Source organism: Sphingobacterium sp. (assembly GCF_039596235.1).
In the GTDB taxonomy this organism is placed as follows: domain Bacteria; phylum Bacteroidota; class Bacteroidia; order Sphingobacteriales; family Sphingobacteriaceae; genus Sphingobacterium.
The window spans coordinates 105,745-124,283 of record NZ_JBCNKE010000001.1 but is presented as its reverse complement, the minus strand read 5'-3'; the positions used below and the strand labels follow the sequence as shown (position 1 = coordinate 124,283).

The 18,539-nt window shown below is 41.1% G+C and carries 15 protein-coding genes; 2 read left to right on the top strand and 13 right to left on the bottom strand.

Annotated features, from left to right (window positions below):
* Positions 1 to 31 precede the first annotated feature (31 nt).
* The 7 genes from ABDW32_RS00535 to ABDW32_RS00505 form a co-directional block, all read right to left on the bottom strand.
* The gene (locus tag ABDW32_RS00535; protein WP_343558582.1) at positions 32 to 1,015 is read right to left on the bottom strand and encodes a lipoate--protein ligase; all 984 of its coding nucleotides are present in this window, start codon (positions 1,013 to 1,015) and stop codon (positions 32 to 34) included.
* Positions 1,016 to 1,254: 239 nt separating this feature from the next.
* A complete protein-coding gene (locus ABDW32_RS00530; protein WP_343558581.1) occupies positions 1,255 to 2,256 on the bottom strand; it encodes a glutathione synthase in 1,002 nt (333 codons plus the stop codon).
* A gap of 14 nt (positions 2,257 to 2,270) precedes the next feature.
* The gene (locus ABDW32_RS00525; protein WP_343558580.1) at positions 2,271 to 4,103 is read right to left on the bottom strand and encodes a tyrosine/phenylalanine carboxypeptidase domain-containing protein; all 1,833 of its coding nucleotides are present in this window, start codon (positions 4,101 to 4,103) and stop codon (positions 2,271 to 2,273) included.
* Positions 4,093 to 4,872, bottom strand: coding sequence for an N-formylglutamate amidohydrolase (locus ABDW32_RS00520; RefSeq protein ID WP_343558579.1), 780 nt, complete (start codon positions 4,870 to 4,872; stop codon positions 4,093 to 4,095). Before ABDW32_RS00520 ends, ABDW32_RS00525 begins: the two co-directional genes overlap by 11 nt.
* Positions 4,873 to 5,647: 775 nt before the next feature.
* On the bottom strand, positions 5,648 to 6,916 hold the full coding sequence (locus ABDW32_RS00515) for a Glu/Leu/Phe/Val dehydrogenase dimerization domain-containing protein (protein WP_343558578.1): 1,269 nt from the start codon (positions 6,914 to 6,916) through the stop codon (positions 5,648 to 5,650).
* A complete protein-coding gene (gene hppD / locus ABDW32_RS00510; RefSeq protein ID WP_343558577.1) occupies positions 6,888 to 8,015 on the bottom strand; it encodes a 4-hydroxyphenylpyruvate dioxygenase in 1,128 nt (375 codons plus the stop codon). The genes ABDW32_RS00515 and hppD overlap by 29 nt, the downstream gene beginning before the upstream one ends.
* A 29-nt stretch (positions 8,016 to 8,044) precedes the next feature.
* Positions 8,045 to 9,202, bottom strand: coding sequence for a homogentisate 1,2-dioxygenase (locus tag ABDW32_RS00505; protein ID WP_343558576.1), 1,158 nt, complete (start codon positions 9,200 to 9,202; stop codon positions 8,045 to 8,047).
* A 313-nt stretch (positions 9,203 to 9,515) separates the two neighbouring features.
* Here ABDW32_RS00505 and ABDW32_RS00500 point away from each other — a divergent pair, with 313 nt between their 5' ends.
* Both ABDW32_RS00500 and ABDW32_RS00495 read left to right on the top strand, forming a co-directional pair.
* Positions 9,516 to 10,490: a fumarylacetoacetate hydrolase family protein gene (locus tag ABDW32_RS00500; protein ID WP_343558575.1), complete on the top strand. Its 975-nt coding sequence runs from the start codon at positions 9,516 to 9,518 to the stop codon at positions 10,488 to 10,490.
* A 13-nt stretch (positions 10,491 to 10,503) separates the two neighbouring features.
* On the top strand, positions 10,504 to 11,403 hold the full coding sequence (locus ABDW32_RS00495) for a flavin reductase family protein (protein ID WP_343558574.1): 900 nt from the start codon (positions 10,504 to 10,506) through the stop codon (positions 11,401 to 11,403).
* 90 nt (positions 11,404 to 11,493) lie between these two features.
* Here ABDW32_RS00495 and ABDW32_RS00490 read toward each other — a convergent pair whose 3' ends face one another.
* The 6 genes from ABDW32_RS00490 to ABDW32_RS00465 form a co-directional block, all read right to left on the bottom strand.
* On the bottom strand, positions 11,494 to 13,122 hold the full coding sequence (locus ABDW32_RS00490; RefSeq protein ID WP_343558573.1) for an FAD-dependent oxidoreductase: 1,629 nt from the start codon (positions 13,120 to 13,122) through the stop codon (positions 11,494 to 11,496).
* A complete protein-coding gene (locus tag ABDW32_RS00485) occupies positions 13,100 to 14,614 on the bottom strand; it encodes a polyamine aminopropyltransferase (RefSeq protein WP_343558572.1) in 1,515 nt (504 codons plus the stop codon). The genes ABDW32_RS00490 and ABDW32_RS00485 overlap by 23 nt, the downstream gene beginning before the upstream one ends.
* The gene (locus ABDW32_RS00480; protein ID WP_343558571.1) at positions 14,607 to 14,825 is read right to left on the bottom strand and encodes a DUF350 domain-containing protein; all 219 of its coding nucleotides are present in this window, start codon (positions 14,823 to 14,825) and stop codon (positions 14,607 to 14,609) included. Before ABDW32_RS00480 ends, ABDW32_RS00485 begins: the two co-directional genes overlap by 8 nt.
* A gap of 14 nt (positions 14,826 to 14,839) precedes the next feature.
* A complete protein-coding gene (locus ABDW32_RS00475) occupies positions 14,840 to 16,276 on the bottom strand; it encodes a hypothetical protein (protein WP_343558570.1) in 1,437 nt (478 codons plus the stop codon).
* 3 nt (positions 16,277 to 16,279) lie between these two features.
* Positions 16,280 to 16,639, bottom strand: coding sequence for an S-adenosylmethionine decarboxylase (locus ABDW32_RS00470; protein WP_343558569.1), 360 nt, complete (start codon positions 16,637 to 16,639; stop codon positions 16,280 to 16,282).
* Between the two features lie 81 nt (positions 16,640 to 16,720).
* The gene (locus ABDW32_RS00465) at positions 16,721 to 18,478 is read right to left on the bottom strand and encodes an aromatic amino acid hydroxylase (RefSeq protein WP_343558568.1); all 1,758 of its coding nucleotides are present in this window, start codon (positions 18,476 to 18,478) and stop codon (positions 16,721 to 16,723) included.
* Between the last annotated feature and the right edge of the window lie 61 nt (positions 18,479 to 18,539).

Here is an 18,539-nt window from a genome sequence, read left to right as displayed (position 1 = left end):
TTATTTAAATCCCCAGGGGATCATAGTGCATTTATTTAAATAGCTCCAAAATTTCAATATCATCCACTTTTCCAAAATACGAAGTTAGATCTATGGCTTCCAACAGCAGCCTGACTTCTTCCAATTGATGTTTTTTTCCGATCAATAGTTGTTCCAGTTCATGAATAGATTCAGAAGCAAAAAAATCCCCGTAAATCTTAGCCTGCTCAATATAGCCTTTATGTACATCTAAATGCAGTTCTATAAAACCCGCCGGAATCTTGATTGCCTTTTTAAAATTATAATTCGGAGAGAAACCGAAATTCCAGTCCCAGGTTTCATATTTTTCCTTCACCAGATTCTCGATGTTCTGGATATCGATTGCTGAAAAATGAACAATCTCAGCATCAGGATTTTCACGCTGCATTTCTGCGATCAATAGTTCCTTAAATTTTGCTGTTGTAAAACCCTGAGGTAGATACCCGATCAGATTTGTTACCCTGGCACGGTTGGACTTGACAGCTTTATCGACAAATTTAAGCGGGTTTACCTTCAATGCCTCACTCAAAATCTGCATCTGTGAGTCAATTAAAATAGTACCGTGCTGAACCATCTTACCATTTTTTGCGAGCTTAGCATTTCCACTAAACTTTTTGCCATCCACCAACAGATCATTCCTTCCCTCAAATTTGGCCGGAATATTCAATTTATTCAAAATAGAAACAATGGGTTGCGTGAAAGTCGAAAAATCCATAAAATCGAGATTTCCCAATAGGGTGTGAAAGGAAAAATTGAGATTTCCTAGATCATGATATACGGCGCCACCACCCGACATTCTCCTAACAACCTTAATCTTATTATCATTTACATAATCAAGGTTAATTTCAGCCAAAGTATTCTGAAACTTACCAATAATAATTGACGGATCATTCATGTACAATAGGAAAATGGGTTCTTTCGGATATTTCGTGAGCAGGTATTCCTCAGAAGCAATATTGAAATAGGCATCATGGGAAGGCGAATCAATAATATACATCGTATTTTTATATTTCTTAAAATTAACAAGAATTTAAATGGCTTGATTCATCTCAAACTCATAATTTTCGTTAATCACGTTTTCCCAGTTTCCCGTTCCAGTAATTCTATTACCACTATAGATGATGCCAAAAATAATGCAGTTCTCAGGATTAATTATATTTTTATACAGCATCCTCAATTAATGATCTTCCCCCTTATTATAAAAGCAATTATATCTAACTGTGTTACTAGTCACGATTAACCTTTGGAAGATCGTATTTTTTCTTCAAGATTCTTGATAATGAATGTAGAAAAGTCTTCTTTTACGATCTCTTCTGTTTGGCATAAAGCTCCTGGACTAAACACATTAATTTCCATAATGCGGTCACCCACAATATCCAAACCAACAAAATACATCCCATCCTGTATCAATTTGTCTTTGATTTTATCGACCATAAGCAGTAAATCCGACGATATCGCCGCTGCCTGCGTTTTTGCTCCCTGATGTACGTTGCTCCGTATTTCGTTCTCCTGTTGCACGCGGTGAACAGCAGCATGTTTGCCATTAATGGAGATAGGTTCACCATTCAACAGAAAAAAACGGATGTCACCGCCGCTCGCCTCTGGTAAATATTCTTGTGCAATTACATAGCCATCCCGGGCAATTGCCTCTACTGTTTGTTTTAAATTTTGCTGGTTATCTTTATTGATTAAAAACACATTTTTTCCACCCGAACCTTTTAGGGGTTTTAAAATAATCAATTTATGCTGTTGTTCAAAAAACTCGACCACATCGGCATAATTTCTGGTGACAATTGTTTTTGGTCGAATAGATTCGTCAAAGCCTTCAAGATACAATTTGTTACTTGCGCGCACCAAACTATCGGGATCATTTATGACCAGTACCCCTTTTTCTTTTAATAAGGAGGCAAATTGCAGCGCGGAAGAAGCTGCCCATGGCCTATTCACCATATCTAAAACAGGGTCGAATCGAAGCCAAAGGACATCCATCTTCTCCAATTCCATTTTTATCTTTGTGGTAGCTCGCAATACCTCCATCAACTGCTTCGCAGAACTGATTTGCTGTGAAGGGAGTACCTCACGCACATGGGCGGCAATATGAGCAGATTCATAATAAAAATCGGCCAGTCCGATGTAATATACCGCATGCCCTAACTGATGTGCCCTTAAGGCAAGAAGGGTTGTTGTGAAACGTTCTGTTTCCTTATGGGTTTGATTAATCACAAATGCTATCTTCATATAGTATCGCTAAATTATTGGATCATCTGAAATATTCCTTTACTTTTCTTTAAGTTTGTCAACACATCTTTAAAGGGGTCTGTTAGATATTTAGGCGTCAAAGCTGGAGCTTTTAATACCCCTTTAAGCATTAATTCTTCCACTATGGGGATATAGTCCTCCCTGATCTTGCCCATAGTCAATAAGCTAAGATCCCGGCCACTTTTTATATAGTTGATCAGTTCGATTAAACCACTAAGGTATAAGGCATCTTTTGTCAGTCCCCCACTTCTAAACACACGCATGGTCATCTGGAATGCTGTTTCGGGCAAAAACTGATATTTGTCTACCAGCAATGCAAAGGTATCCAGGAAAGTATTTCCCTGTTGCATGTGGTATACCGCCACGACCCGGCCAGCCAATATTCGTAACCGATTATTCGTCAGGCCGCCAACTAGGTATTCGGCGAGTACGGCAAGCCCCTCCTGAAGCTTCTCATACCCTGGAACTCCCAGTCGAAAAAGACTGAAAGGCTGTTGTTTGCCATTATAATAAGTGACAATATGGGTTCCAACTTCATGCTGGACCAATGCTTGTACCCGATGCCTTGGCAAACTGTATTGTTTACTGATATTTAATACGCCTTGGTTGACCATTACTCCGTAAATATCATCACGGAGCCGTACCGTAGTCCCAAAATTTGAATCCTGGCTTTTTAAATAGTCGAGTTCCGCTTGCGCTAGTTTAGCAAACTCTTCCGCATAAACAATATCCTCCTCCTTGCTCCTATGCTCCCTATCCGATGCTGTAATTGTCAAGATGGCTTGTGCTTTATCGAGCAATTTTTCGTTTACGGTACCAAATACCTGCATACTGCCCAGTAAAAAACCTTCTTTTCCCCGTTCGCTGAGCATGCTCATCATCTGATCAAGTTCCTTACGTTTATCCCGAAATAAATAAGCGATCGAAGGATCGTAAAGATCTTCAATATGCAGATTATAGAGGTTACGTTTTATGATGTCAGGATCAATGGGCATGGGTCTATAATGAAAAACCGGAACCTTACGGTAATTACCCTTTTTGAATTGTAGCCAGGCATCATATGAATTGGTTGGTGTAACCAACAATAGAAAATCAAACCGTTGGCTTTCACGTGCCAATTTCTGATCAATCTCCCAGGCCAATGGTAACATCTTTTTGGGATGACTAATTTTAAACGATGTTGGTTTGGACAAAGTGTGGATACGAATAAATTCAAAAAATGTTTTTGATAAGCTTCGGGATATAGCCTCACGAAAATGGCGCAGATCTATGGGAAGTATTTGTTGATTTGCGCCCAGCAGATACTTTGGTTTAATCTCCAACCCCATATACAAGATATTGCTATTTAGTTTATCCAACTGTATGCTCGCAGGGGAGAGGCTCTGTGTCGCATTGGTTTTGGTATCGGTCACAATTTCGACTTTGGTAATAGATTCCTCCGTCTCCAGTTGCTTGCCGAGATACTGTGCAATGGATTGTACATTTTTTCGGGCAATATGAATCTGAATATCGTCCTCCTGTGCCGGAGCAGCGGTCCAGGCTTCTATAATCAGACAGGCACCAAATTCTTCCACGAGTTGATTAACTATCGGGGCAATCCAGTCGGATATATTCATTTCTGGATCCTTCACCCTAAAATATGCGGGTTCGGATTTCACCAACTCCGCCAACATAGGATCCGGGCTAAAGAACTGCCGATATAAAAATAAATAAGGCACCACCTGATTGAATACCATTTTATTTTTTGGGGGTATCTGCACATGAAAAACTTCTTTATTCTTTATCTTTTTTAAAATATCCGCTAGCTGCTTCGCATTATCTTTCATAGGCAAAATAGGATTCGAGACTGTCAATGGTTTGCATTAAAAGTTGCTTATACTCCTGTAACTTTTGAGGAAAAACCTCCCCAGTCCATTCATTCATAAAATCCTTGCGAAACTCTATTGAAAAAATACAACCGTGATCGCCAAATTGTTCATTTAAATAAGAAGAGAGGTAGCCACCCTTAAATTTAACGTTCTCGCGCACATCATAGGTCTGCCCATCTTTACCGGTACGGAGCATAGCTATGAATGAGCTGGTCAATTCCCGCCATTTGCTGTGATTATGCGCTGTCCCAATATTAATCTGCGGATTATTTACTTTATCGATTATTGTCGTCGGCCCGTCACGACGGGCATTATAACTATGAATATCAAAAACTACAAAATAACCATAGCGATCAATGGTATGCTGTATCTGTTGGGCTATTTTGTGATACAACATGTCATACGTTTCATACAGTTGTTCTTTGATTTGTTGGGGTAAATCTGTTCGCCAGACCTGAATTCCCCAGGACTGCTCCGGAGTCAAGTATATCGCGCCATCCTTATTCCTGTTTAAATCCAACTGGAACCTTGAGGTACCACAGACAAAACGACTAAAGGGCAGTTCTGCCAAGATTGCCGTATAAGGATCCTCCTCACGTAAGCGATCTTCGGGAGAAATATGCAAATAGTGTTCTAAATCCGCATCGATATGATGGCCATCGTGGATAGCAAAAGCCCAGAAAGGGCTTCTATGGTTTTCGATTTGATAGAGATAGGATAAAGACATGTACTTTATTTTAAACAGTTCACGGATTATTTAGCTCACTCCGCTTAAGTAAACGCTTACGAGTGACAAAAGGTTTGAAAAATAAAATACGCTACACCGAACAAAATGATGTTTTACCGTTTTTGGATTAGAAAGCGTTAAAAATCGTTAAACAAACCATTTCGTTTATGTCTTGGCATCCTTATTGAAAGTTACTTACTAGTTTCATAAATTTAGGTTAATAATTAGTTAGTTTATAAAAAACCTGTTAGTCCCCGCTAACAGGTTTTTTATTTTTCTAATACGAAAAGAATATAAATATTAGAATATTTTACCGAAAATCGATATAGAAATACAAAAAAATGTTAAAAAATCCAAAAAAGTAAAAATAGTTGAAACATTTTCTGTTCCAATCACGTTATACTTGTACTTTTCATAAATTTAGGTTAATAATTGGTTAGGAAAACTCCTGTAGTTCCCCGCTACAGGAGTTTCTGTTTCAGTTACTTATCAAAAATAAAAGCGATAAATAGGCTGAACATAACTTTAGATTTTAATGTAGGTGCTACCTCCAGGATCGAATGGTGAAACAAAGCTTAATATTAAAGATTCACCTTATTAAAGAAAAACAACAAGTTAACAAAAAAATGACAATTTATTCATCTTAGGTAAATAAGTTTTGGCACAGGTATTGTACTGTTTTAAGCATTCATAAATTTAGGTTAATAATTGGTTAGTTAAAACACTTGAAGTTCCCCGCTTCAAGTGTTTTTCGTTTAACGACTTACCTAAAGAATCAAATCAATTGTTTAAGTGCAATTTCGTACGCTCTCGAAGAGATCTGTGTACGATCAGCGGAAGACTTCCGGATTTTTTCCAAAGCTTCAAAAATGACTTTTGAAACATCAGAGAAGATAGCGTCATCACTCATTTCAATATTTCGCTGCATCAAATAGGCAAATACTCTTGCCATACCGCAATTGGCAATAAAATCCGGTATCACCGCAACATGTTGGTCCGCGAACTCCATAACTGGACCATAAAATATTTCCTGATCAGCAAAAGGTACATTTGCTCCCGAAGCAATGACTTCAAGTCCATTTTCCATAAGCTGTTGTATCTGATCTTTCGAAACCAGACGTGATGCCGCCGCGGGGACGAAAATATCAGTCTTCACTCCCCAGATTTCCTTCTGAATCTGCTCAAATGGCATTAAATCCGGCGAATTGAGCTCATTACCTTTACGGCTTAGGAATAACTGCGTAATAGCTGTTTCGTTGAAGCCCTCCTGGTTGATCAAACCACCCGCCCGATCAATTATGCCAACAATTTTCACGCCCAGCTTAACGAGATAAAAAGCTGCCGCCGCAGCAACATTTCCCCAGCCCTGAATAACGGCACGTTTTCCTCTACAGTCGCTTCCAAAAAGTTGATAATAATGACGGATAGACTCAGACACGCCATAGCCTGTTATCATGTCAGCAACCTTGTATTTACGTTTTAGGTCGGGACTGTAGGTATTATCTTCCAATACTTTGGACACGCCATAGCGCAACTGTCCTATTTGATGGATACGGTTGCTCTCATTGACCTTAAAATGTCCATTCAAGATTCCCTCTTGGGGATGCCATAGCCCGTATTCTTCTGTTAATGGAATGACATCATGAATTTCATCAATATTAAGATCCCCGCCTGTCCCATAGTAATTTTTTAATAGCGGTGTCACCACCTTAAACCAGCGGTCCAAAACCTCATTTTTACGAGGATCGTGCGGATCAAAATCAATACCGGATTTGGCCCCGCCAATTGCAGGGCCTGAAACGGTGAACTTAACCTCCATGGTTTTGGCCAGGGACTCTACTTCATGCCGATCCAGACCTGCCCGCATTCGTGTGCCGCCACCGGCCGCACCACCGCGTAACGAATTGATAACGACCCATCCTTTGGCTTCCGTTTCACTGTCCTTCCACTCGAAGACGATTTCTGGACTCCGATGCTCAAATGCACGCAATAATTCTTTCATACCCAACATATCCTTATAGATTACCTCTGCGTTCCTGTTCACGTTCTATTGCTTCAAAAAGTGCTTTAAAATTACCGGCGCCAAAACTTTGCGCGCCTTTTCGCTGAATAATCTCATAGAATAAGGTAGGTCGATCTTCAACGGGTTTGGTGAAAATCTGAAGGAGGTATCCCTCATCATCGCGGTCTACCAATATACCCAGTTCTTGGATAATTCGGATTTCTTCATCTATTTCCCCCACCCTTTCCGGCAGCATGTCGTAATAGGCCTCTGGAGGAGCTCCCAAAAATTCTACTCCTCTGGATTTAAGCTCCCTCACAGTACGTACTATATCCTTCGTTGCCAATGCGGCATGCTGTACCCCCTCACCTTCATAAAATTCAAGATACTCTTCGATCTGAGATTTCTTTTTCCCTTCTGCAGGTTCATTGATCGGAAACTTGACATAGCCATTCCCGTTGCTCATCACCTTGCTCATCAATGCTGAATATTCGGTATTGATCTGCTTATCATCAAAAGACAGGATATTGACAAAACCCATCACATCTTGGTACCATTGGACCGTTTCATTCATTTTATTCCAACCGACATTGCCTACACAATGATCTACATAAAGCAAACCGGTCTCCGTTGGATTATAATCACTTTCCCATTTTTCATAGCCGGGCATAAATACTCCACTGTAATTCTTTCGCTCTACAAAGAGATGTACCGTTTCGCCATAGGTGTATATTCCTGCCGTCCATACTTCCCCTTGCTCATCCTTGAGCAACTGCGGCTCCTGATAGACCCTCGCCCCCCGTTTGGTGGTCTCCTCAAATGATTTTCGGGCATCATCAACCCATAAAGCCAATATCTTAACCCCGTCACCGTGCTTTTTGACATGCTCGGCGATAGGATGTTCCGATTTAAGCGCTGTGGTCAGCACCAGCCGTATTTTATCTTGTTTCAAAACATAGGACGCTCGGTCTCTAACACCGGTCTCCGGGCCCGCATATGCCTCCGACTGAAAACCAAAGGCTGTTTTGTAATAATGTGCGGCCTGCTTCGCATTCCCCACATAAAACTCTATGTAATCAGTTCCATTAATAGGTAGAAAATCTTGCGCTTGGGCAATCTTTTCTGCAAATGTATTTGCCATAATTTATATAAAGGTTATTCGTATTTAACTTAGCTCATCCAAGATTTATAATAATCAGGGTCTTCAATTTTTAGTGCTTCTTCGGTCAGCATCAGGGGGCGGAAGGGATCAATCATGACCGCAAGTTCCTCCGTTTTCACTTGTCCAATACTCTTTTCCACCGTACCAGGGTGCGGCCCGTGCGGAATACCCCCAGGGTGTAAGGTGATCTGTCCTTGCTCTACGGATTTCCGGCTCATAAAATCACCATCTACATAATATAGCACTTCATCTGAATCAACATTGCTATGGTTATAAGGTGCAGGTATAGATTGTGGATGATAGTCATACAGACGTGGGCAGAAACTGCACAATACAAACGTATCTGTCTCAAAGGTCTGATGAACAGGTGGTGGCTGATGCAATTTTCCGGTAATTGGCATAAAGTCATGAATGGAAAATGCCCAAGGAAAATGGTAACCATCCCAGCCAATAAAATCAAAGGGGTGACTTCCATAGATATACGGATAGATCAATCCCTGTTTCTTTATCTTCACTTCAAAATCACCAAACTGGTCAAAAGTTTCGAGATCCTGTGGTATACGGATATCCCGTTCGAAAAAAGGTGCGTGTTCCATCAATTGACCAAATTCATTGCGGTAACGCTTTGGAGTACGTACTGGGGAAAATGATTCAACAATAAATAATCGGTTGTCTGTCTGATCAAATTCCATCTGGTAAATTGTGCCTCTGGGAACAACCAGATAATCACCATATTGAAAGGGGATACTTCCGTAACCTGTCTTGAGTTTCCCGGTTCCACGATGCACGAAAATTATCTCATCGGCCTGGCTATTTTTATAAAAATAATCTGTCATGGAATGACGGGGTGCAGCTAGGGAAATATGTAGATCCTGATTGACCAGGACAGCTGTACGGCTTTCCAGATAATCATTCTGGGGAGGCACCTGAAATCCTTTTAAACTGGTGTGTTTAAGATGTTTTTCCCGGGCAATCTTCGGCATAACATCATAGGGTTCGCGGATCTGTTTGACCAATGTAGGTGGGTGGCAATGATACACGAGCGAATAAAGACTGGAAAAGCCGTGAGTGGAGACCAATTCTTCTGCATAGAGTGTTTGATCGGGCTTTCTAAAAACAGTATGTCGCTGTGCCGGAATTTGCCCTTGTTTAACATAAAATGGCATAATTCTACGATTTTAAAACGGTTATAAAAATAAATGAATATCACGCTGCCAAATAGAATCGATTGGCAATAAATTCGAAGGGATTAGTATTGAGCAAAAACAATATCAGCTATAATTGCTCTATTGAAAGCAATATAGGGCATGGATGACGCAAAGCGATGTATTCCACGATTAATCATTTTTACAAGTTTATAATGTTATAATAAAGGTAAGAATATTTTTCTGTTTTCAAGGGAAGAAATATTTTTTTCGAAACTTATACGATATATTTGTGTCGCATTCAAAGTTTGAATAACCAATAGAATATTCCGCTATGAGAATTGTTACGTGCGCAAAAAACGGCCAACATGAATTAGGTATTATGATCAATGACCGGGTATACATCTGCTCGGAGATAGCCTCTTCCCTTCCAACCAATATGGCTGATTTTTTAGTCCGTGGAGATGAAGCCATAAACGATTTAAAGTACTACCATTCAGCATTGCAGGAAGGACGGATGTCCAGGCCTTATCAACTCGTACAAGATAGTCAACTTGTGGCTCCGATCCCACATCCGGCATCGGTACGTGATGCATATGCTTTTCGACAGCACGTAGCGACATCCAGAAGAAACCGTGGACTGGATATGATTCCTGAATTTGATGAATTTCCTGTTTTTTACTTCTCCAATCATCAGGCCATACAAGGCCCCGGTCCGGTACAATGTATGCCGCTGCATCTTGAGCAACTGGATTTTGAACTTGAAGTGGCTGTCGTGATCAATAAAACAGGCATAAATATCCCTGCCTCAGAGGCCGATGAATATATCGCCGGATATATGATCATGAATGATTTCAGTGCCCGAAAGCTCCAGTTGGATGAGATGAAATTAAGCTTGGGGCCGGCCAAAGGAAAGGATTTTGCTACGGCAATCGGCCCATGGTTGGTCACCAAGGATGAATTGGAACCTTATAGAATTAAGTCTACGGGAGATCATACTGGTGACAGATACAATCTCGACATGTCATGCCGCGTGAATGGTCAACAGGTTTCTTCCGGTAATTTTGCGACGATGCACTGGACATTTGCCGAGATTATTGAACGCATATCCTATGGTGTACGTCTCTTTCCGGGAGATGTGATCGGCTCCGGAACAGTTGGAACGGGCTGTTTTTTAGAACTCAATGGCACGGGACGCATGGAGAATCCCGCTCATCAGGATCAATGGTTGCAGGTAGGCGACCAGATCGAGCTGGAAGTAACAGGTCTGGGCAAGCTTTCCAATTCCATTGTATTATACCACCAATAAATCTATTCAACAAATGAATTCTTCTTTCGATACAGTCACTTTTGAACCATCAGCTGATAAAGCAATCGTTGATAATTTAATCAAATATGCCATTGCTCCCCGTCCCATCTGTTTTGCGAGTACCATCGATACGACAGGCAATGTTAACCTGAGTCCTTTCAGCTACTTCAACCTGATGTCGCACCAACCACCAATATGCGTGTTCTCACCCTTGCGCCGCATGCGAGATGGCAGTACCAAGCATACACTGGACAATATTCACGAAGTCAATGAGGTCGTCATCAATATTGTAAACTATGCAATGGTACAGCAACAGTCACTGGCCAGTACAGAATACAGCAAGGAGGTCAATGAATTTGACAAATCTGGGTTTACACCGGTCCCATCTTTACATGTTCGTCCACCTCGGGTCGCAGAATCTCCAGTTCAACTCGAGTGCCGTGTAAGAGAAGTGATTGCTTTGAGCGATGAGCCCGGAGCCGGAAATCTCGTTATTGCAGAAGTCCTCTATATGCATGTGCACAAAGAACTATTACACAAGAACAATACGATAAAACAAGAAGAACTTGATCTGGTCGCCCGTCTCGGTGGTGACTGGTATTGCCGTGTAACCAATGAAAACCTCTTTGTTGTTCCTAAACCACTCCGCAGTCTGGGTATTGGTGTCGATCAATTGCCGGAAAGCATCCGCTTTTCCAAAGTACTTACCGGAAACCATCTGGGACTGCTGGCCAATGTAGAATCCTTACCAGTTTTAGAGCTGAATTCCCAAGAGGATAAATATTTAAACTATCTCAGGCTGAACTTTCAGCAAGGTTCACCACAATTGACACAAAAGGTACATGAATACGCGGCGCAATTGTTGGATACTGAACAATTGGAAAAAGCATGGCAGGTGCTATTGAGTCTATAAAAAGCTGCGACACATAATACGACAGATAAGCTAACCTATAAAATATCGGGAACGCGGTAGCTATAGCAATCCGGAAGCATAGACCGACAGCTATACTTCTTTTTGGCTGAAACCAGTCACAACCTGATCGGCAGCAGTGATTCCCTGACAAAAGGCTTCTTCAAAAATAGATATGCCACTTAAATCAGAATGTGCAAAATAGACTTTATCGGCAATAGGTTTCGCCAGCTCTGTGCGTGCTCGGTTTGATAGAAAACCAATGACAGGACTGATCATACCATGTCCATGTCGGAAAATTTCTATACTGATGACTTCTTTTTCTATTCCATAATGGGCCTTTCCCAAATCTTCCAGTATAAAATCTTTCCATTGCTGATCTGTCCAGCCGTACAGCTGTTTCCGGTTTACATTGAGATCTCCATCCCCTAAACTGTGATAATAGGTAATTACAAAAGGGCTTTGCAGCTGATTTAGGCTTTGGTGCTGATCATAAACATAGCCCAATCCCTTTCCATTATAAATAATATTTTCCCAGGAAAGTGTCGCCCCATCCGTAAAAGGGAAACGATGCAATACAATCGTTGCAACAATCCAGGGGGCATAATGAAATTTTTTCGTCAATGACCTACGGTTCGGCAGCAGATACTGGTTGACAAACTGTGGGCAGCAATTGATTACCTTCTGGGCTTTAAAGGTCTTTGACACTTTTCCTTTACTGTCGAATACAGACACTTCCACAGCATCTTCCCTGACATCGATCTGATAAGCCAAATGTTGATTTAGTACCTTACCATCCGCATATTTTTTCAAGTGGCTGACCAACCGTCCATTCCCTTCCTGCCAAGTGAGCACCAAATCCTGATAAGTGGGCCAGTCATGCTTTCGGCTCGCAAAATAATGTATACCAGCAAAAGCGGAAGTAGCCATTATACCTGTACCATAGTCGTCCCGGCAGCAGTAGTTCACGTAGCTATAGACCGCTTCGGTCTTATACCCTTCCGATTCCATCCATGATCGCATGCTCACAGCATCTAGCCTTTTGAGATGGTCTGATTGCGAAGCATTAAGCATCGGAATATCAAAAACGTACTTCCCATCAGCTCCTTTCAATTGCTTAAACTGATCCATTTGAACCATAAATCGATCTATTTCAGCCGTCTCCTGCGGCGATAATCCATAATTGGGGACAATGCCTTCCTGCCATACGTTGTGGATAAAGAGTCGTTCCTGTGGTGCAAAGGACAATTGTTCCGCATCAAATAAAGGAACCCCCTCAGTCGTCCAATCGATGATAATTTTCGATTCTTCCAAAAATCGCAGCAGGTCCCTGTTGGATGCATTCGGAATAGGAAGATAATGTGCTCCCAGCGGATAAGAGCTATGGTCATTCTTTCCGTGACGTGCGTTCCCCCCTACTTCGGATTCCATATCCAATAGCAGAAACTCACCTCTTCCCTTCTGTTGCAAACGATAAGCCGCAGACAAACCAGTTATACCCCCACCGAGAATCAGAATGGGTATTTCAATAACTGTTGTCGGTTTGGGAAAATCAGGAAACCGAAGGCGATGTCCCAAAATATGATCTGTACCTGTCAGCCGTAAAAAAATATGGTTTGCCTTTTTCTTGCAGGCCTGAGCAAATTGCAATCCGATTGCTCCCAGGAATGCAAGCTTAAGAAAACTACGTCGCGAGGAATTAAATCTTACTCCATTCTTCATCAAAATACCGCACTAAAATCTGGTTATCCAAACGGTTGATTTCAACCTGATCCGTCCGCATATCGGCCGGAAACTCCGTTAGTTCCTTAAAATGATAGTTGTAATACCGCAGCCTATCCACCTGTCGGGTATTACGCTTAAACTGCTGCGTCATATCGGCCGAAAACAGACAGAATCCCCATTCACCAAACGAAGGTACATAGGTATGGTAGGCGACCGTATTTGGAAAAACCGCACTGATCGTCTCATGAATACACCAGTACGATTTGGGAGCAAAATAAGGCGAGGTGGTCTGTACCGAAACCATGGTATAGGGCGTCATGAGCGGCGATAGACTTTGGTAAAAACTTGTTGTATATAGCTTTCCAAGACTATAGTTTGATGGATCCGGAAAATCAATAATCATAACATCATACTTTTCCTTCGCCGATTTTGCCCAGATAAATGCGTCCTGATTGACGACTTTCACCCGGGCATCATTTAGCGAACCTTTGTTGTGATTGACCAATAATTCATTGGTCTGAAATAACTTGGTCATGCCCTCATCCAGATCCACTAACGTAACTTTTTTTACCCCGGGATATTTCAGGATCTCGCGGACAGCCAATCCGTCTCCACCACCGAATACCAGAACATTCGAGATCTCTTTCGCCATAGACATCGCTGGATGCACTAAAACCTCGTGATACCGATATTCATCCTTGGTGTTGAACTGCAAATTATTGTTTAGAAACAATTGATATTCTCCCTTGCTCTCCGTCAGAACAATACGTTGATAGGGTGTAGAATGTTTATAGATAATATTATTTCCATATAACTGGCTTTCGGAATATTGAAGCAAGTTATCAGAATAAAAAAAGACAACAGAAAGCAGGGTCAGGCATGCGATCGACTTGGCTTTTATCCAATTGGGATTTTTGAGCCTTTTCGCAAGATAGAAGGATAGAAACACGCCTACCAGAATATTGATGATCCCAAAAAAGAGGGATGTTCCCATCACGCCCAGCTTGGGGATCAGCAGGATAGGAAACAGTACCGAAGCAATCAGCGCACCAATATAATCAAAGGCAAATACATTGGAAACCAAATCCCTAAACTGAACCCGGTCTTTTAGAATATTCATCAGTAAGGGTATCTCCATACCACAAAGGCAGCCCGTCAGAAAAACAAAAAAATAGAGAACAAATTGAAAGTGCTCGACCTGCTGGAACAGTAAAAATAAAACGACTGAACTGCAACCGCCAATAATCCCGATCAACAGTTCAATGTCAATAAAGCGATCAAAAAGGTTTTTTGTAATATACTTTGCCAAAAATGACCCCACCCCCATCGAGAACAGGTAGGTACCAATAATAAATGAAAACTGCTTGACTGAATCTCCCAATAGATAGCTTGCCAATGCACCCGCAACGAGCTCGTAGATGAGCCCGCATGTGGCAATGATAAATACGGCAAATAAGAGGAAAATAGGCAGATTGCTCTTTTTACCCATGTATTGCTGCAGCTATAATGATCGATATGCCTAATATAAAAGCTGCAAAAACAATCGCCAAAGCCATATTCTTGTTCTTTACGATCTCCTGCCAGGACTTCTCGGGTGTTAGCCGCTCCATAAGCCAATAGGCTAATAACAATACAGCAATTCCCATAAGCGAATAAATCAATGATGCTGCAATTCCTTTATAAAACAATTCGTAATTCATTTTTATATTAATTTTTATTTATGACCTGAACCATATCCACTATAACTACCACCGCTACCGTAAAAAGATCGATAATAATGTGATCTTGACCCTGTATAAGTATGGTCTTCCAAAGTGCTCGTCCGCAATGTAGTCCTGCAATCTGTTGAGGAATTTACAAATAGGCTAACAGCAATGAAAAACGCAAAAAAAGCAATTAAAGCTACTCCAAGCCAATCAAATTTTAAGATATCAACGTAACTTATCCCCTCTTCTCGAGCCACAAAATTCTTATTTTTCATTGCTAGCATATTATGCCTGAAAATGCCCACAAGAACCACCAGTCCCACTAAACATATAATCAAAAAGACATAATTGGTACCCCCGTATGTCAATTTATAATCCTCATTAAGTTCAAAGTTAACAGCCATATCAGTAGAACCATTGGATGAAGAGGTCACAAAAACAAGGTGATAGATTCCCGGTTGGATACGGCAAAAATCAACGGTCAATCCACTTGCATAATTAATGTCATTATTATCGTGGACAGCTGTACCCGTCTCTATAATCTCATTGGTCTTTTCATTGACCAGTTTGATCATCAGTTGGATGGGATGGTTTTTAGATTCCGATATTCCCTCCAGGATCAGCTTTTTGGGTTTATCACCTTTTAATTCAAAGGAAGCGCCGACAAATTCCGAATTTGTTTTTTTAGCGAAGAATTTCTCATCAAACTTATACTCATCCTTCCCAATCTGCCCCCAATTTAAAAACCAGAATAAAGCAGCCAAAAGCAAAACAGCAAAAATTCCGATGTTTCTCAGTTTCGTTCCCGCGATTTCTTTTTGAGCTATGTAGCCTTTATAGGTATCAAAAATTTGATAATAGTCCTCATCATCCAGGTAAATCCCTTGATAATACTGCACATCGTTATCAATAAATTCCTGAGAAATAAACCGATCCTCATTGACGACCTGAATATAGGTATTGGTTGTTGACGACGACTCCAGATCTTCGAATACAAATCCCTCTGCATAGACCACCGTTTGCTCCTCTGTATACTCAAGCTTATATTTCACATTTTTGAACTTACAGATATCACTTTGCGGCAAAAGCATCACTTTTTCCCGTTCAACGGCATGTAAAGCACAGGCATACTCTACGCCATCACTGAAGTAGATATCTTCTTCGTTCGCATTTAATCCAACAAACTCGTTGCCATATTCGCCATTTTTTGAATAACGTTGTATCTTAGTGATAATCCAGTAACTATTTTTCTTGAAGCGAACCAGTTCTCCCAAAGTAGCCCATTGCATCATTAAAGGAGCGGAAAACTCCTTTACATAAGTTAAGGTTTCAAGTGTCGACCCCTTAAAATAACTGTGGCAGTTGGCACAAACGAAGCCCGAAAATCCAGTTACCTCAATTTTGAACAGGTGTACATGGCCACATTTTTTGCAAATTACATCCATAAACTAGCGATTAACAACAGTTTCATTCATAACCGTTGCATTAAAATAGCTTTTAAAGATACTACCCAACTGCAAAACTTTTTCACTGTTATCTTTCAGATAATTACAGAGATAGACATCTAATGTCAATTGTCCAAATTCAGGCCAGGTGTGGATACAGATATGTGATTCCATCAGACAAATTGCAGCAGTAAATCCACCGCCCTCAAAAGAATGGGTGGAAATACCTACAATTTGTAAATTATGGATATGGATTTGCTTTTTTGTAAACGCCAAAAAAGGATCTATAGTAGTCAATAACGATACCTCCTCCACCTGCAATGTCATCAGCAGATGTTTTCCCGGAGTATACTTTTCATTCATCAGAAATAACTGGATAAATTAAACATTCCAAATATAAAAAGTTTTACCTAATTTTTATACAATAGGAATTAATCATTTCACTCAGTGATTATTTAACGCCTCCTCTTCTGCGACCCGTATCCCATCCTCTATCAGTTTTTTCAGGCTGGGCCGTATTATGATTATAGCGCGAAGTTTACCTTCAGCCTCTTGCCTTAGTTCATAATCATGATGTGCCCACGCGATCTCATACAGTTCCACCAGTGCGAGCCAGTTATCAGTGATCTCAGTGTACAACTGATCAAAAATATCCTTCCAACTCTTCCTATCAAAAGATTCCGAACGTAGTTTTGCGATACGCGCATGTATGGCGACCAATTTCGAATCTTCAATTGCTGCATGCGATAAATTGGATGTTTCCTCCGCTTTTCCGTCCTCAGATGGATACGTGTCTTTATCCGCTGCTCCGGCAAAGACCGATACAATCTCTGCACCAACAGCCATGTCGTAAGTTCCCCATTCCGGCTTAAAATAAATTTCCATCCGATCATTTCGGTAGACTTCACAATCCTCAAATGAAATCAACAGCACCTTCGCCCCTTGACGCAGAACCTTCACAACAACGCCCTCCACCACAATTCCGGAAGAAAACCGCAAAGAACATCGCTTTCCTTGGCTAATGCCATAATCGTTCAATTCTTCATTCGAGAAATCAGCCAAATCTTTAGGGCTGTTTTCCAATAAACCGACTGGAGAACCAAAGCCCTCCCGATGATAGTTTATACCGTGCCCCGCTAACTGCTTTCCTGAAAATGCCAGCGCAGTAGGGCCTACAGTTTGCAAATAGGAAATAGCCTGATCTGAGTTTACAGTTTTAAAAACACCTGACACCTGTAATCCAGAGCTATAAACGGCCGTACATACCGCCTGACAATCAACCGCTTTTTCCAAACTTTGTTTGCCTCCGATCCGAAAGGCCATAGTATCTGCAAACTGGTTCAGAACTTTCATTAAATGCTCAAAATCCGGTGTCACGAACAACTGTGGCTGAGGTTTGGTAATATCATAGGCATAGTTCACAGCATCTAGATCATATGGAAGTTTAGGCACCGATTTTTGCATACAGCTGGCGCTCTCACCGATCGAAGACAATAAGCCTGCCCCATAGATCTTCGGATCTTCTAAACTGCCTATCAGCCCATACTCCACTGTCCACCAATGTAGTCTACTCAATAAAGCCATTTCCGAAGGCTCGCCCATATTGTCCTGAACGGTTTTCAACTGACTTTCAGCTTCCCTCAATTCCGCTTCAGTTGTACCGGCTTGTTCTTTTAAAATAGACAAACGGCGAATGGCCTCATACAATTCAAAATCCTTACGGGAGGACAAAGCTTTTGTTCCAATTTCCCCAAAATACTGCAAGTAAACGGCATAGTCTGGCTCACCGATAATCGGTGCGTGTCCTGAGGATTCATGAATAATATCCGGAGCCGGTGTATATTCGATATGTTCCAATTGCCGAATATCTGCCGCTATCACCAATACCCGATGTGCCTGAAACTCCATAAAAGCCGACGGTGGTATAAATCCATCAACTGTCACTGCTCCCCAGCCGATTAATTTCAGGCTATCGTTCATCTGCTGCAGATCTGGTATCTGCGCGATGGACAAACCCGCTTTCTTCAATCCCGGTATATATGGGTAATAAGCGACATCTTTTAAAAAGGAATAATTCTGACGCATGACATAGCGCCACAACGCTTGGTCTAAAGCGGTATAACGTTCATATTGCTGGGCGACTACATAGCGCTTTAAATGTTTGGGCAACTGCTCCAAAACAACATTATTGTATGTTTCCATTTATAATCGGTATCAAAGTAAAGTATGAGACTTTGTATGAAGGTAGAAAATAATTGTGGTT